General features: G+C 54.2%; 12 protein-coding genes and 1 pseudogene. 8 read left to right on the plus strand and 5 right to left on the minus strand.

The genetic code is table 11. The annotated features are described in order from the left end of the window. The first annotated feature begins 279 nt into the window (after positions 1–279). Positions 280–1,887 (plus strand): ABC transporter substrate-binding protein, encoded by a 1,608-nt coding sequence (locus tag TZ03_RS05730; RefSeq protein WP_051096400.1) that lies wholly within the window; start codon positions 280–282, stop codon positions 1,885–1,887. Positions 1,888–2,010: 123 nt separating this feature from the next. On the opposite strand, the pseudogene TZ03_RS28385 reads toward TZ03_RS05730, so the two are convergent. Next, a pseudogene (locus TZ03_RS28385) lies at positions 2,011–2,175 on the minus strand (JAB domain-containing protein); the annotation flags it as partial. A 76-nt stretch (positions 2,176–2,251) separates the two neighbouring features. Here TZ03_RS28385 and TZ03_RS28390 point away from each other — a divergent pair. From TZ03_RS28390 to TZ03_RS05745, 4 genes are read left to right on the plus strand one after another with little or no spacing between them, the layout of a single operon-like run. Then, entirely contained in the window at positions 2,252–3,418 is a 1,167-nt protein-coding gene (locus tag TZ03_RS28390) for a tyrosine-type recombinase/integrase (protein ID WP_223817826.1), read from the plus strand. Further along, positions 3,411–5,018: a site-specific integrase gene (locus TZ03_RS05735; RefSeq protein ID WP_003253494.1), complete on the plus strand. Its 1,608-nt coding sequence runs from the start codon at positions 3,411–3,413 to the stop codon at positions 5,016–5,018. The genes TZ03_RS28390 and TZ03_RS05735 overlap by 8 nt, the downstream gene beginning before the upstream one ends. Continuing rightward, complete coding sequence (locus tag TZ03_RS05740) at positions 5,015–7,417, plus strand: hypothetical protein (protein WP_003253492.1); 2,403 nt, start codon at positions 5,015–5,017, stop codon at positions 7,415–7,417. The genes TZ03_RS05735 and TZ03_RS05740 overlap by 4 nt, the downstream gene beginning before the upstream one ends. Beyond that, a complete protein-coding gene (locus TZ03_RS05745; protein ID WP_003253491.1) occupies positions 7,414–7,773 on the plus strand; it encodes a hypothetical protein in 360 nt (119 codons plus the stop codon). Before TZ03_RS05740 ends, TZ03_RS05745 begins: the two co-directional genes overlap by 4 nt. Positions 7,774–7,781: 8 nt before the next feature. On the opposite strand, the gene TZ03_RS05750 is transcribed toward TZ03_RS05745, so the two are convergent. Further along, on the minus strand, positions 7,782–8,204 hold the full coding sequence (locus TZ03_RS05750; RefSeq protein WP_003253488.1) for a hypothetical protein: 423 nt from the start codon (positions 8,202–8,204) through the stop codon (positions 7,782–7,784). An 83-nt stretch (positions 8,205–8,287) separates the two neighbouring features. Here TZ03_RS05750 and TZ03_RS05755 point away from each other — a divergent pair, with 83 nt between their 5' ends. From TZ03_RS05755 to TZ03_RS05765, 3 genes are all read left to right on the plus strand, one after another. Next, positions 8,288–8,608, plus strand: coding sequence for a helix-turn-helix domain-containing protein (locus TZ03_RS05755; RefSeq protein WP_003253486.1), 321 nt, complete (start codon positions 8,288–8,290; stop codon positions 8,606–8,608). 149 nt (positions 8,609–8,757) lie between these two features. Further along, a complete protein-coding gene (locus tag TZ03_RS05760; RefSeq protein WP_003253484.1) occupies positions 8,758–9,117 on the plus strand; it encodes a histone-like nucleoid-structuring protein, MvaT/MvaU family in 360 nt (119 codons plus the stop codon). 956 nt (positions 9,118–10,073) lie between these two features. Next, a complete protein-coding gene (locus TZ03_RS05765) occupies positions 10,074–10,994 on the plus strand; it encodes a hypothetical protein (protein ID WP_003253479.1) in 921 nt (306 codons plus the stop codon). 130 nt (positions 10,995–11,124) lie between these two features. Here TZ03_RS05765 and TZ03_RS05770 read toward each other — a convergent pair whose 3' ends face one another. From TZ03_RS05770 to TZ03_RS05780, 3 genes are all read right to left on the minus strand, one after another. After that, entirely contained in the window at positions 11,125–12,954 is a 1,830-nt protein-coding gene (locus tag TZ03_RS05770) for a CocE/NonD family hydrolase (RefSeq protein WP_003253477.1), read from the minus strand. Between the two features lie 44 nt (positions 12,955–12,998). Beyond that, positions 12,999–14,438: a YfcC family protein gene (locus tag TZ03_RS05775; protein WP_003253475.1), complete on the minus strand. Its 1,440-nt coding sequence runs from the start codon at positions 14,436–14,438 to the stop codon at positions 12,999–13,001. A 112-nt stretch (positions 14,439–14,550) separates the two neighbouring features. After that, positions 14,551–15,462, minus strand: a complete 912-nt coding sequence (locus tag TZ03_RS05780) for a LysR family transcriptional regulator (RefSeq protein ID WP_003253472.1) — start codon at positions 15,460–15,462, stop codon at positions 14,551–14,553. Positions 15,463–15,495 lie beyond the last annotated feature (33 nt).

The raw sequence follows: 15,495 nt of genomic DNA on the forward strand, positions 1-15,495 counted from the left end.
ATTCTGGAGGTCTTATCGACCGGATCCGCTGATGCGACAGGCCGAGCCCCTAGAAAAGAGCGCTGCTTTATACCAGAAAGACTTGGCTGCAACAACAGTAGATGCACATTGTCGCAAGCCAGAACGCGCCGGGCCAGCATAGCGGCAGGCCCCACCAGCCGTCGACCACTCGTCGCCAGTTTTGTAAAAAAGGGTGTGGTCATTTCCCGACGGGCACACTAGGGTAGGCCTTTTCCAGACTGCACTGGCAGATGGGCCACTGACAGCCAAGGAGCCACCATGCGTGCCGCCGCCCTTTCTTTTTTGTTCACCTCTGTGTTCGCCGCCGGCGCCCTGTTCGCCGCTGGCATTGCCCAGGCCGCCCCGCTGAGCGTCTGCAGCGAAGCCAGCCCCGAGGGCTTCGACGTGGTGCAGTACAACTCGCTGACCACCACCAACGCCACGGCCGACGTACTGATGAACCGCCTGGTGGAATTCGATGCGGCGCAAGGCAAGGTGGTACCGAGCCTGGCGGCCAGCTGGACGGTGTCGGCCGACGGCCTGGTCTATGACTTCACCCTGCGCGATGACGTGAAGTTTCATACCACCCCTTACTTCAAGCCCAGCCGTGAACTGAACGCCGACGACGTGCTGTTCAGCTTCCAGCGCATGCTCTACCCTGCCCACGCCTGGCACAAGACCGCGCCGGGTGGCTACCCGCATGCCCAGTCGCTACAGCTGGGCAGCCTGATCAAGGCGATCGAGGCGCCGGCGCCGAACAGCGTGCGCTTCACCCTCAACCACCCGGACGCCACCTTCCTGGCCACCCTGAGCATGGGCTTCGCCTCGATATACTCCGCTGAATATGCCGACAAACTGCTCAAGGCCGGCACGCCCGAGAAGCTCAACAGCCAACCGATCGGCACCGGTCCGTTCGTCTTCCAGCGCTTCCAGAAGGACGCCGTGGTGCGCTACCGCGCCAACCCGGACTACTTCGCCGGCAAGCCGGCGGTCGACCCGCTGATCTTCGCCATCACCACCGATGCCAACGTGCGCCTGCAGAAGCTCAAGCGCGGCGAGTGCCAGGTGGCCCTGTCGCCCAAGCCGCTGGACATTGCCGAAGCGGGCAAGGATGGCAACCTCAAGGTGGCCAGCACCCCGGCGTTCATGACCGCCTTCGTCGCCATCAACAGCCAGCACCCACCGCTGGACAAGCCGGAAGTACGCCAGGCCATCAATCTGGCCTTCGACAAGCAGGCCTACCTCAAGGCCGTGTTCGAGGATTCCGCGGTTGCCGCCAACGGTCCCTACCCGCCCAATACCTGGAGCTACGCCAAGGACCTGCCCGGCTATCCGCTGGACCTGAAGAAAGCCAAGGCCCTGCTGGCCAAGGCCGGCCTGGCCGATGGTTTCAGCACCACCATCTGGACCCGTCCGTCGGGCAGCCTGCTCAACCCCAACCCCAGCCTCGGCGCGCAGATGCTGCAGGCCGACCTGGCCAAGATCGGCATCAAGGCCGAGATCCGCGTGATCGAATGGGGTGAGCTGATCCGCCGCGCCAAGGCCGGCGAGCATGACCTGCTGTTCATGGGCTGGGCCGGTGACAACGGCGACCCGGACAACTTCCTCAGCCCGCAGTTTTCCTGCGCGGCAGTGCAGTCGGGGACCAACTTCGCGCGCTTCTGCGACAGCCGCCTGGACCAGTTGATCAGCGCCGGTCGCACCACCAACGACCAGAGCGTGCGCAGCCGGTTGTACCAGCAGGCGCAGACCTTGATTCAGCAGCAGGCGCTGTGGGTGCCCCTGGCACACCCGACGACGGCCACGCTGTTGCGCCAGGGGGTCGAGGGATATCAAGTGAGCCCGTTCGGGCGGCTGGATTTCAGCAAGGTTTCGGTGACCAAGTAATCCTGTACCGGCCTCTTCGCGGGCTTGCCCGCTCCCACAGGTATCGCACCCGCCCTGGGTGTTGTGCAGTCCCTGTGGGAGCGGGCAAGCCCGCGAAGAGGCCGGAACAGGCAGCACAAAGGCCTAAGCCACAATCCACCCCTGCTCGACCATCGACAACGGCTCCCCATCGCCAATGATGATGTGGTCCAGCACCCGCACATCGATCAACGCCAACCCGCGCTTCAACGACAGGGTCAGATGCACATCGTCCTGGCTCGGCTCACTGTTACCCGAAGGATGGTTGTGGCACTTATGGTATATGTTCGGAAACGTTGCAGATCTGGAGCTACCGATGCCAGACGTCCCTTTCTGCGAGATCCGAATGATTCGTACTGCCTCCAGCGGCCTCAGGCCATACCTGCTGGTGCAGGGGGTTCCAGTGATCCTAGCAAACCTCTGGGCGGAGGATTTGCTCCACAGATCGCGTCTCAATACCGTCGAAAATTACCTACGTGACATCGCTATCGCGTACGAGTGGGCTCTCAGCCGAGGTTCTCCACTGGAAGCGAAGCTTGAGCGCCTAGCGGTGTTCAGCTCAGCGGAACTGACATCGCTGGCCGAACGCCTCTGCTCCACCAAACGCGGTGCGGGTGCGAGCCAATCGACATGCACCCGACGACTCGAAGCTGTCAAATCATTCATAGATTTCTCCTTCGAGCACTACGTTGAGCTCAATCGACTAGGTCTACTTGAGCAAAGCCAAGCGGAAAAAAACAAAGCCAAGAATCTGCGAAATCTTCAAAAAAAAATCACCAAGATTGCATATCAATCAGAACCGCCGCTACCAGCAACGCCACTTGACTCCGGCGGACAAGCCTTATTCAAAGGGGTGCTCAGTCCTGATGACTTTAGGAACCCATTCCAAAGTAAACAGATACAGGCACGCAATTACTGTCTGTTCTTAGTAATGCTTGAAACACTTGCCAGGCGTGGCGAAGTGGTTCTCATAGAACTCGACGACGTTGACCTTGGTCCCTCACCTACAATACGCATCAAGCGCCCAAGCGATATCAACAGGGAGCGGAGACTGGACGGGGCTAGTCTCAAGACGCGCGGTCGGATAGTCCCCATAACCGCATCGGTAGCCGCGGTTCTGAACGAATACATTTCCGATCATCGCCCTAAACTGATCAAACCAAAAAGACCTTGTACAGCCCTATTCGTGAGTTCCCGTGACGGGAGACGGCTATCTGCGCGAACCGTAAACACCATTCTTCGTACCGTTGCAGCCAGCCTCGGCTTGCCAAACTTTTCAACACGAATTCATCCGCACGGCTTGAGGGCGACAGGGGCAAATATAGCTCGCAAAAAGTTTGAAAAAAGTGGCGCCAACAGCATTAATGTAAAAGATGCTCTGGCGTATCTGGGCGGATGGAGCCCCAGCAGCGAAAGTGTTCAGCGCTACTCTCGACAGGCCATATCTGATCGGCTCGGCGAAATAATCAGAAGCTCAGACAGCTCAAATTTTCGAGGCAATGAAGATGATTAAAATTTCGCCTGCCGAACTCGTAGCCGAGATTGAATGTCGCTTCGGCATCGAGGCCGATGCCTTTCCTTCCACAGTCAAATCCACCTTCGGTCAGGCTATAACAATTCACAACAATGATGCGTGGGTTGAGAGAATAACGGTAGAGATTGTCGGGTGTGCTCCGATGAATATTGCGTGGAGCAAGCCCCTACATTCTAACTTGTTAGTTGAGTGGCTACTCAGAGGGTGGTTCATCGACAGACTCCAAACCCACATCGACCTTAGGCCTCTGATTGTCGTCCAGCGGCTTCTGGCCCAGCATAAATTTTCGGGAAATGACGCGGATACTATTGGCAATAGGTTATCGACATTTGCTGTACGTGAATGCACTCGATTAAAAGCATCAAGCTGGTATGAGGAGCTAGTTGCTCTTCGAGTATTTTATCGATGGTGCTTGGATGAAGAAGTCCCAGGCTTCAACGAACATGACAGCCTTGAACTATCACAGCTTACAGTAAAGGCGCATGATAACAGGCATTTAGTCACGATGCGAGATGATGACTTTGGCCCTTTCACTCGCGTACAACTCGCGAACATTGAGATGAAGCTTGCCAACAATCCGCTCATCACTCATGCCCAACGCACGCTTTTTTTGCTCTGTCGCGACTGGGCTCTTCGCCCTATACAGTTGGCCCTAATGCAGGTTACTGACTTCGGGATCGATGAGGGCGGCCCCTTTGTAAAGGTGCCGAGTGTTAAAGGAATTAGACGTTCAAGGCTCAGGAGGCATCCGAGCAACCTGGTAAAACGTTACATCGCTAACGATACTGCAGAGGCAGTAGAACTTCAGTGCACTTTAGCTGAGACCCAATGCAATGCCGCATCGAAGGAAATCAACGCGATATGTGCCAGGCATGGAATAAGCACTCCAGTACTTCCTACGCCGTTGTTTCCCTCGGCGTACACAACCGAAAACCGCCTTTTACGCTTCCTCACCAACCCCAAGCTGACACCATTCACATTACATCTCGACAACCATAGAATAAGTTATGCGCTAACATCTCTCACTTGGATACTCCAGTTACCAGACCCTCATCGACCCATACAAAAAACAGAGCCCTTCATGCGGATCACCGCGTACCGACTGCGCAGGACCAAGGCTACTTCAATGGTTCTTTCCGGTGCATCCCCTGAAGAGGTCGCTGAAGCTTTAGATCATTCAAATCTGAACTCTATAAAGCACTACTTCCATTACAACCTTGAGCTGCAAGAGTTCATAAATACGACCCACATGGCAAGCCCGGAGATCAATGCAGCCGTGCAGATGTGGTGCGGCAAATTCATGGAAGAAATCCCTGACAGATCCGCGCTAAGGCCAATAAGTGGCTTAGGATCATGCAATTCTGAAGAGCCATGTCCTTACCACCCGACGGTCACTTGCTATGCATGCCCTAAATTCAGACCTAGCCGTCATGCTAATCATGAAGGGGCTTTAGCAGACATCACTAAATTCCAGCAGATGCTCGGGAGCAATTCCACTGGCGCTATGGCCCAACAGGTCGAAGCAGCAATTCACGGCGCTAAGTCAGTAATCATTGCTGTGAAGGAGTTGAAAGAATGAGCATATCAATGATGGTCTTAGACGACCGATACAAACATGCAGAGCAACAATTTAATGACCTCAAGGCCAACGGATTAGTAGCAGGAGATTTCGAGGGCAAGGTATGGCAGTATCGATCGAGTAATATTCCCTTCACATCACTCGATCCTCTCAACAGGCGAAATCAAGACCAACCCCCTCTCCCGCTAGTGATTGGCAAGCTTGCGCGCTGCTTTATAGTTAAAGAAATTCTGGCACATCCGTCAGCAGAGCTGATTATCGGCAGAATGGCCTCGATTAGGCATCTATCCGCAGTAATGGATAGCGAAAACATTGAGTGGAGCGACATAACGCGCAAAGTCTTCGACCGCACCGTAGACTCGATCAGGCATGGACGTTCAGACTCTACCATTTACCATAGAGCAAATGCCCTCAAGGCATTTGTTGATTTCCTCAACCAACTTAGCGTAATGGTCGATGGAGTACTGCTGCGATTCGTCGATAGGTTTATCAAATGGCAAACTGGGATACCCAACCCGACTCATAGTGCGCTTGAACTCACATCACGAGAGTTTCAGCAAAGAGAAGAAAATCTATACTCTTCTGACTTGCACAAAGGGATTGCACAAGCCAGGTGGTTGATCAAGCAGAACCCACATTTGGAGCCAACTGCGGGCTTCGATAGAATTCGACTTGAGGCGACCTGCTTTGGAATGGCGCTCGGTTTGAGAGTTGGTGAGATCGCGAATCTTCCAAAGAGTTGCCTTTTCCAAGATCCCAACACTCACACGACGTTCGTACGAGTGCCTGTAGAAAAAAACTGCATCCCCAACGCCGTACCCGTCGCAGACCTATGGAGCGCACCACTCACCGAAGCGTACGAGTACTTGCTGGCTGTCACTCAGGATGCTAGAGAGCGTGCTCTTGACATTGAAACCAATGGTTTCTCATTTATAGATAAAGCACTCGCAGCCTATCGCGCTAACCATCCGTTAGATCCCGGCGCGGTGGATCAACTCTCATCGTTGGATCTGCCCGTAGAACATCACTACTTTGTTGAGGAGATATGTAAGTGCTTCCCCGTATCTCCAAAAGAGCTCTACAGTGGTGGGCGATTTTACAGCAGCAGCGTTGAACTCCCTAGAATAACGGCCGCTCGAATCGCAATTTGGATAGATGAACGAATGCATAATTGGGATTGGTCTAATTTTCTCAATGAGTACAAAAAGAACTGTTATAGCGTATCCGTCATTGACATTGCAAAACACACAAAATCCTCCGAGGCGTCAGTAAAAAAGAGCAAATGGTTTGTAGATCACCTGCGCACCTTTCTCAAGGGAATGGTTCACGACGGGCTTTTCAAGCCTGGAAACAATCCTTCACATGCGCAACTCTTCGACATCCGGAATGAGTGGGCAAGCATCAGAGAACTTATGTTATCTCAAAGAGGATTCGGGGCGGGAGTACCATCCCTGGTCATAGATATCAGACTGCTCAAGCGCCTTTTAGAAGATAAATACAGATTTCACCTGCGACGCCATTTTGAAGAACAATTTTCAATGCCTGGTGATGGAAGTGAAGCACCTTATCATGCGAAGCACACTGCCAAAGGTTATCCTAGCAAGCTGAGTGACAACTTACTTGTAATCTGGGAAAACCAGTTTGACTCGATATCTGAGCTAGGGATCATCCCCCGCCCCCTATTTAGAGCCGATCTCTACAACTATCTCTCTTCGAACTCCTCAAAAAAAACAATCTTTCAGCGCCTTGACCTACGAGGGCAAGACGGTGAAATCTTTTCCATCACTCCTCATCAAATCCGTCGTTGGGTTACCACGGCAATTCTTCGTTCTGGTCCCTCTGAAACAGCTGTGGACCTATGGATGGGGCGAACCCCACGCCAAAGCCGTCAATATGACTACCGTACTGCCAAAGAGCGAGCAGAATATGTGAGATCTTTATACTTGGCCGTTGACCCTCCCCCAGACTTTTTGGGCAGGCTAGTAATCCGATGGCGGGAGGAGTCAATCGCTGACGAACAAATCGAAGAGATGATCATCGAGAAACTCAGCATTCTCAACCTAACGCCTTGGGGCGGGTGTACACGTGAGCTCTATATCAGTCCGTGCGACAGGGGCCTCATGTGTATCAGAGGCTTCGGTACAGATTCTGGATGTAAATCCTTTCACCTGAACCCTGATGATCTGGAAGCAAAGGCCGCTATCGAGAGCTTACTCAGCGAGTACGAGAAAATTTTGAGGGCAATTTTTGACAACCAAACTGACATCACGTCTAGTATTGAGGCTGAGCTCGATAATACTCACGCTTTCGATCAGCACGTTCTGTTTGTGATGGATATGGTTACGAGCTGCAAAACGGCCTTAGAAGCTTACTCAAAACCTAAGAAGGCTTCATCATGAAGCAGGAAAAAAAATGGAAGGACCACGTGCGGTCCATTCTCGCCGAATATGAGGCCGGACGGGTTCAGGAACCGCTCACCCAAAGTGGCCTTGCCCAGCAGGCGGGTGTTAGTCGTCAAACGCTCTGGAGAGATGAGGAAATACGATCTTTATATACGGCCACTCAGACCCATCTTAAAGACTTCAAAAAGGTCGGGCGTAAAAATAGTGATGCGAGAATTTATGCTCTCGAAGCACAGCTACAAAAAGCACGCATGGAGAACAATCGATTAATTCAGACAATCGTCAAAGCCGCTCAGCTAATGACCGAGGATGCAATTGACCCAAGACGATACTTCGAAGATACCACGAGCTGACTCACCAGCTATCCTCGTCTGTAAAGTTCCTTGAAGAAGCCATACTCACGGCACTCGGAGCTGTTAGGCTGGTAATACCGACGACCGCCTTGAACGGTGTAACACCTGTACAAACGATCCTCGCTTTCATGAATGACCTCCAGATGCTCCATCGCCCACCCGCTACTACCGTTCATCCACCCGGGAGTAACAATCTGAAGGGATAACTCAACGGCACCATTCAGGGTTAAACGCGTGAACTGCTCCAGCCCACGCATGTCCTCCAGAAAGAAGACCTCCACACACGTGTCCTCTCCCCGCTCCCTCGTCACCGTGATGTGAATCCATGGCGATGACAGCCGTTGCTCCACGAAATGCCAAGCCTGCTGATCCTCAGCCAGCCAGGCGAAGGAGCGATCCACCTCTGCCCATCGGTTGGTGATAAACATCATGACCCCCTCTCAAATGAACAGCATACATTGTAGTCATATACTGTTCACGGGTGCCTCATCTTTCCTTTTGCGGAAGATGCAAAGTGGAATTGAGACAGGCATTCGGTCGGGTTCTGAAGTGGATGCGAGTCCAGCAAAAGCTGACCCAAGAAGACTTCGCGACGGTGAGCAGTCGTACCTACATCAGCACGCTGGAAAGGGGACGATACGTCCCGACCATCGAGAAACTGGACACCATCGCACCAGTGCTGGGAGTTCATCCGATCACATTACTGGTTGGGAGCTATGCCCTCAAAGAGAACCGAGCAGTGGCAGAGTTACTCGCTCAAATCACTCAAGAAGCTGAACGCATGGACCTTGCAACGGCCTTCCCGGACTCAAGCAAAACCTCACACCAGAGCTGATCACCACCTGCTAATGCCGCGAAGCGATTGCCCAAGCGCCAATGGGGGGACTGGATTTTGCTCTATTGCAGGGCTGTTTAGGCCACAAGATACTTAGCACGCTTTCTGTCTAGCCTGATAAAATCTCAGGCCACTTCTTGGAGAATCTCATGTCCCGTCTCGCTGAATTTCGCCTTCTCGAACAACAGCTCGCCGCGCAGCTCGCCGAACTGGAAGCACTGAAGAATGATTCCGCCCTGAAGCAGGAAATGGAATTCGAAACGAAGCTCCGCAACCTGCTCAACGATTACGGCTACAGCCTGCGTCACGTGATCCAGATCATTGATCCGCAGCCCGTAGATTCCGGATCTATTGCACAAAAACCTGCACGGAAACCACGAGTAGTGAAAACCTACAAGAACCCGCATAGCGGAGAAGTCGTTGAGACGAAGGGGGGCAATCAGCGCACTCTGAAGGCCTGGAAGGCAGAGTACGGTGCCGAGGTGGTTGAGTCCTGGTTAGCCAACTGACTGTGCTGTAGTCGACCTGTGGCAGGAGCATAAACGTGAATCGTCGCCAAATGCGAATTCCCATTCTGGGGCGCGACGATTTTTTTGGTAGGTGGTAATGACACACCATTTATGCGCATTAAATAGAGGTCCACTTCAGAAACGGACGCTCCAAAATGCGCAATGCTCTCGTCACAATCTCAGTAAACACCCTCGCAAGCATCCTGGCTGGTCTCATGCTCCACTGGATCACCCCCCCTCCTACTGCCGAAGCCATTCGATCCGGGATCGCGACGCCTGTCTCACCGTCTAAGTCGGTTACCGAGCCTTGACATCTGCACCTCCGAATCATGTGGCCGGCTTACCCAGTGGATGCCTCAAAAAAGCAGAACTTGGGGACCAGTTCGCGCCCCGCCCGAAGCGCATGAAGTGATGTTCCGTTTTTAGACCAAGCGAGAGCACGCCAGGCTTACAAGTCAGTTGCATGATCAGCTGAACGAATTGCTGGAGCATTTCGTAAACCTCAACGAGGGGCTGTACTTCGGGGGCGGATGTCACGGTATTGCAGAATTTCACTATGCTCGATGCGGAGGATGAAGACTTCGTGCATTACAGCCTGCACGACTGGTTCAGTTTTGGAGACGCCATAGAAGACGACGATTTGCTGATTGAGCGGCCTTGATCGACGGTGCTGGGCCATAGCTGACGGCTGGTCTGCCTACCAACTGATCCGTTCCGTGGCAGGTGTTATTTTCTCTACAAGAATAGCCTCCACGCCTCGGGCGGGTCCCAGACCTGCACTGCGCACCAGGGGGTTAGTTGTTTCTGGGGCTCACAGACTCCTTACGGGGTAATCCCATGCTTCTGGCAAGGCCTGCCACCGGAGGGTGACCACCTAAGGGGCAGATAGGCCTTCCTGCTACCGAACTTCGCTGGGTACGATCAATAAACCCTCTATTGATACGGTTTTGGCAAAGATGGATGTGTACAAGCTCCGCATTGAAGACACTGAAAGCAAAACCATAGACAAGGATCGGTTCGAGTCTGAGACCTTCCGCAGGGAGCCGTGGTATCAGCCCGGAAGCGCGGGCAAGCTGGCTCAGTTCGCGGTGTGCCCGGCATGCGACAACCCTGTCCAGCTGGTAGGGCTGTATGAGTTACCCCCAAACGTAAAAAATCCCTTCGGAAAGCACGCGACGAAGAGCATTCGCGGTATCGCTCCATTTGATGGAGAGGCCCGTAACGATTGCCCATACTTCCAGCCCCGTCAGCACAAGAAGACCGACCGAAAAACCGGTTTTGACGGCGTACCGCGGAAGATTCTCAGGCTTTTGATAGAACAGTTTGACCGCGTGGTTTACATCCTGGAGAAGGAAACCCAGGTGGTGCTCTCGGAGAAAGCCTTGCGAGGCATGCTGCAGCGTTACAAAGGGGAGCGCGGCTACCTCTATACCGGTGCGACGCTACGCAACGTGCCATGGATCTTCGCCTATATGTCGGACGCCACTCGGCTCTTTGGCCAGAAGATAGGTGGGAATGCTGAGCTTGTGAAAGCGATAGAGTCTCAAGTGCCAGGGGCGGAAATCAGCACCAAAGGCCGGCTGGAGGCGAAGAGCCTTCCTGGGATGAAAGGCCCCTACTTCGATCTCAAGATGAGTTTCATCCGCCACCGGATCTCTAAGGATAACGAGGAATCCGGCCTGGTTGAGAGCATGGAGTTTGTAGTGTCCCAGCTTCGCAAAGGTGAGCTTGAGCACATTCACAAGCAGGTGCTCAAATTCGATCCGGCTTGGTTCGAGAGCCTCATCCGAATGCCTGTTGATCATCCCTATCGCAGGATGGACCGAGTGGATATGGCCCGTGAAGAGCTAGGCGATTTGCTGGTGTCGAACGGGTAGAGGTGAGCATCGTGTAAACCTATTTTTTTACCTGTTAACTACAGTGGTTAACAGGTAAAAAAACTGGTTTACAGGGACAGCGCTCGGCAGCTGTCCAGAACTGCTGCCAAGCGATAGCTCTATACCGCTATCAGCTACCAGCTGGTGCTTGGACGACCGTTAGCTGAATCCTGGAGGGCCGCTTAGCCCCCATATGTACGGTATTTCGAGCAGTCCTTTTTTTGTTCGCGCAGCCTTCCGGCTCACCGCTGTTGGGGTTTACGTCGAACCGTGGGAAATTGCTGCCGGCAATCTCAAGGCGCAAGCTGTGACCGCGCTTGAACAGGTTGCAGGTTGCAAACGGTTCGATCTGCACCTTGAAACATTCCCCAGGTACCGTCGGCTTCGGATCGTTCCAGCTGTCCCGGTATCGGCAACGAATGATGCCGTCTGTAATGTTCATGGCATACCCCTCTGGGAAGTCATCGCTTGGCGGATAGACGTCGACCACCTTAGCGGTAAAGTCAGTGTCTAAGCCGTCGGTCTCGACCCACAGCTGGATCGTTACCGGACCGGCGACAGCAAGGTCAGCTTCAAGCGGCTCAGTTTCGAAACACAGCACATCGCTGCGCTGGCAGATGGCACTGCCATCTCCGCGCGCGCCGAAGAAGCGTGGTGTTTCTCGCTGATCAAACGCTCCGCCTTCGAAGACAGGAGCGCCGGAAGTCAGCGCGCCGCCGATGGTCGGTACTGGATTAGATGGATCGGCGAGGAAGTGGCAAGCAGCATCGGTTGCCGCTGGCCCCCCTTTGCTCAACTGACCGTCAGGATGAAGATAAAGATCCAACCGCTGGCTGCCAGGTAATGGCCACTGCTGTGCATCAAGCCACTGACCACCATGATCTATTCGCGTGTCCTGAAGCTTGCGACCACTACCACCGCCCATCATGAATACCTGCACCTGTTGGGCTGGTGCAGTGATCTGTAGCTGCAGATGGTTTACAAACCACTCAATACGACAGGACAGCCAATCCTGCGCCACTTGCCCATCGAAAGCGGCGGCTGGGCCAAACTCGGCATCGCCGCTGTGGCTAATGTTGCGGTCGCCATGCAGCCAAGGGCCCATCACGAGTCGTTGTGGTGCCTTACCGTTCGCGACGAAGGCAGCAAAGTTATCCAGGGTTGAGCTGACATAGGCGTCATACCAGCTCGACATGTGCAGCACCGGAATATCGGGAATGTTGCTGCGATAGTGATCGGCGCAAATGCCCAACTGTTGCCAATAGGCATCGAAACAGCCGCGGCCCCATTGGTCGAACAGGTAGTCCTCATACGCTGGCGCATGACGCAGCGGTGAAAATCCTGGACGCCACGGCATATGGGCGAACCAATGCCGGATGTCTTCCTGCTCCAATGCTTCGCGCAATAGTGGATCGGCTTTGGCTGCCGGACTTTCCTTGGCCTGCTTGTATGCCCATGTGGCCTGTTTGAGCTCGAATGCGCCTCCTTGGCGGATGCCACATTGATAAGCGTTGGCGAAGCCTCCAGAGTCCAGCACCATCGTCTTCAGCCCTGGAGGATTTAAGCAGGCCATAGCGAGCTGAGTATGGGCTGCATAAGAAAGACCCATGCTTCCGACCTTCCCATTGCACCAAGGCTGCTCGACCAACCAGGCCAAAGTGTCGTAGCCGTCTTCTGCTTCGTTGACGTACTTGATGAATTCGCCTTCGGAGGCGTAGCGACCGCGGCAGTCCTGAAACACAGTGACGAAGCCATGTTCGGCAAAGGCTTGGGCCATCTCTTCACGCCCTAAGTGATGACCATTCAGGCATTTCTCCGAGCGTGAGGGCTTGCTCTTGTCGTATGGAGTGCGTTCGATCACCACTGGCCACACGCCGGTACTTTCATCAGGCAGGTAGACATCGGTGGCCAACCGAACGCCATCGCGCATCGGGACCATCAGGTTTCTGAGGATTTGCATGTTTGACACTCAAAGCAGTAGGGCCGCATACGCGGCCCGAGATTTCAGTAGCCGGTCAGAACGGCAATGGAGAGGAGGCACATGGCGATGGCCGCGAATACCAGGCACAACGGCCAGATGAATCGCGCCCATTGACCCCATCCGACTTGAGCGGTCGCAAGCAGCACTAGTAGGCCACTTGAGGTAGGAGTGATCAGGTTTGTTAGACCATTGCCCAGCAAAAAGGCATACACAGTGGTCTGAGCGCTCACACCTGACAATTGCCCCAACGGTCCGAAGATTGGCATGGTCACTGCTGCTTGCCCCGACGTGGACGGGATCAGGACATCCAGCCCGAGTTGTGCGAAGAACATGCCGTACGCCGAAACTAGAGGGCCGTGATCGCTGACCAGGTTGGAAAGGTTGTTGACGATAGTGTCGAGCACCTGGCCAGTGCTGAGGATGATCTCCACCGCAGTGGCGAGACCGATCAGCACGCCGGCCATTAGCACCTTCTTCATTCCGTCGACGAATGCGCCGGCAGCCTCGCTGGCACCGATGCCAGCCACCACACTGAACACCATGCTCATCGCCAAGTAGTACGCAGACAACTCTGGGTACTTCCAGTGCCAGCGATTGGAGGCATAAACCAGGAAGGCGACGCCCGCTCCCAGCAGTAGAAGGTTGAGACTGTGGCGTGGCGCTAGCGGTGTGCGCTTAAAAGTAAACTCAGCACTGGCGTCGTAACCCAGTCGGCGTACAGTCATTAACACGAAGCCAATGCCGACCAGCAGAAACACCAAGTAGGCTGCCACACGCATATTCAGCCCGCTGAACATTGGAACGCCCACTAGCGGCTGGGCAACCGCCAATGCCACGGGGTTGGTAATCGAACCCAGATAGCCGATTTTCACCGAGATCACCACGATCGCCAGACCAACAATGTTGGGCAGCCCCAGGCGATTGGCCATCGCTACCATTAGCGGGACGATCAGGATGAACTCTTTGGCCAGTCCCATGAACGTGCTACCGGCCGAGAACACCAGCATCAAGCAGGGTACCAGCACGTAGATGTTGCCCCGGGTAAGGCCAAGTATCCGCTCAAGACCAGCATCGATTGCCCCGGCCTTGTTCAGCACGCCAAACATTCCGCCGATGAACAAAACCATGAAGATCAGGCCGGCTCGCTTCTCGATGCCCTGTGGAATGGCCATGAAAGCCTCAACCAAGGAGACCGGACGTGCAGCAGAATCGGTTGTGGCACGCGGCTCTGTGGAAAATAGCTGGCTTAGAGAGGCGTCCTTTTCCAAGGTCTGGTACGAACCGGGGACAACAGCGATGTCTTTGCGCTGGAACTGGCCTGAATCGACGAAGTAGGTGAAGGCCAGAGCCATGAAAACAATGCTCAACAGGATCAACGCAGGATTGAGCTGCTTGGCCGGGCGAGGGATGTCTGCTTTTCCAGCAGGCGCGGCTTGCGCCGCCGGTGCATGAGGTAGGTTCATGGTGCGCGATCTCGATTATTGTTTTGTAGGGGCCCAGGGCTACAGGGCGCACACTAGTTCAATCGGATGCAGTCACTCAACGTTATGAGTAAATCGGGTTGGGCTATGCAATTTATTGCGTTGGCGTAGAACCATTCACCTCTGTGAGCCTGTTACGCATGTGCTCCGCGAAACTCTCAACCAGCAAAGAGCGTGGCTGGTCTTTGCGGAAAATCAGGCCAAAACGATAGCAAAGCGCAGGTCTCAGCGGCTTGGCGATCAAAGGAAGGCCACCAAACTCTTTGGCCAAAAGACCATTGATAATTGAGACCCCCATACCCTCTGCAACGAATGCGCAAGCAGCACTGACCGAGTGGACCTCTACGCGAACTTGAGGGGTAATTTCAGCCTCTCGGAAACGCAGGTCGAGTTCAGATCGAAGGCTCCTTTGCCGCCCCAGAAGCACGAGGGGTTCATACCGCAATGCTTCGAGACTGACCTCCGATAGCTCCGCCAGTGGATGGCTTTGGTGCATGACGCACATCCCTTCGGTCTCCAGTACCGGTAGCACTTCAAAATGCTGAAGTTCCGTAGGCAAACGCACGAAAGCGAAGTCAGCGCTTTTGTCGAGTACGGCCCTTTCCAGCGCATCGTATCCGCCGGTGATGACCTCTACGACGACGTCCTCACGGCCCTGCATGAATTCGGCAACGATCCTCGGTAGCAAGTGTTGAGACATGCTGGTCGGTACTGCAACCTTGAGCAGACTCCGGCGCGAATGACCCAGTCTCAGCTCATCTGCCATGCGTTGTACGCGCTGGAGGTTGTCTACGAGCTCCGCCACCTGTCCAAGGAGTTCTTCCGCCTCAGGAGTCGCCATCAATCTGCCCTTACGTCGAAGGAAGAGCGCGAGGCCTAAGTGATCTTCGAGCTGAGTTAACAAGCGGCTGACGGCCGATTGGGACAAGCCCATACGGGTAGCAGCTCCGATGGTAGAGCCCGTTGTCATGATGGCTTGAAAAGCTTCGAGTTGTTTGAGGTTCACAAGATACTCCGAGGTTTCTTACCAACTAAACGC

The sequence above is a fragment of the Pseudomonas sp. 10-1B genome (genome assembly GCF_000935045.1).
In the GTDB taxonomy this organism is placed as follows: Bacteria; Pseudomonadota; Gammaproteobacteria; order Pseudomonadales; family Pseudomonadaceae; genus Aquipseudomonas.

Excerpts from the sequence above, each read along its gene's own strand:
- TZ03_RS28390 (WP_223817826.1), top strand. The coding sequence starts at position 2,252 with ATGATTCGTACTGCCTCCAGCGGCCTCAGGCCATACCTGCTGGTGCAG.
- TZ03_RS05745 (WP_003253491.1), top strand. The coding sequence starts at position 7,414 with ATGAAGCAGGAAAAAAAATGGAAGGACCACGTGCGGTCCATTCTCGCC.
- TZ03_RS05735 (WP_003253494.1), top strand. The coding sequence starts at position 3,411 with ATGATTAAAATTTCGCCTGCCGAACTCGTAGCCGAGATTGAATGTCGC.
- TZ03_RS05775 (WP_003253475.1), bottom strand. The coding sequence starts at position 14,438 with ATGAACCTACCTCATGCACCGGCGGCGCAAGCCGCGCCTGCTGGAAAA.
- TZ03_RS05770 (WP_003253477.1), bottom strand. The coding sequence starts at position 12,954 with ATGCAAATCCTCAGAAACCTGATGGTCCCGATGCGCGATGGCGTTCGG.
- TZ03_RS05765 (WP_003253479.1), top strand. The coding sequence starts at position 10,074 with ATGGATGTGTACAAGCTCCGCATTGAAGACACTGAAAGCAAAACCATA.
- TZ03_RS05730 (WP_051096400.1), top strand. The coding sequence starts at position 280 with ATGCGTGCCGCCGCCCTTTCTTTTTTGTTCACCTCTGTGTTCGCCGCC.
- TZ03_RS05750 (WP_003253488.1), bottom strand. The coding sequence starts at position 8,204 with ATGATGTTTATCACCAACCGATGGGCAGAGGTGGATCGCTCCTTCGCC.
- TZ03_RS05760 (WP_003253484.1), top strand. The coding sequence starts at position 8,758 with ATGTCCCGTCTCGCTGAATTTCGCCTTCTCGAACAACAGCTCGCCGCG.
- TZ03_RS05740 (WP_003253492.1), top strand. The coding sequence starts at position 5,015 with ATGAGCATATCAATGATGGTCTTAGACGACCGATACAAACATGCAGAG.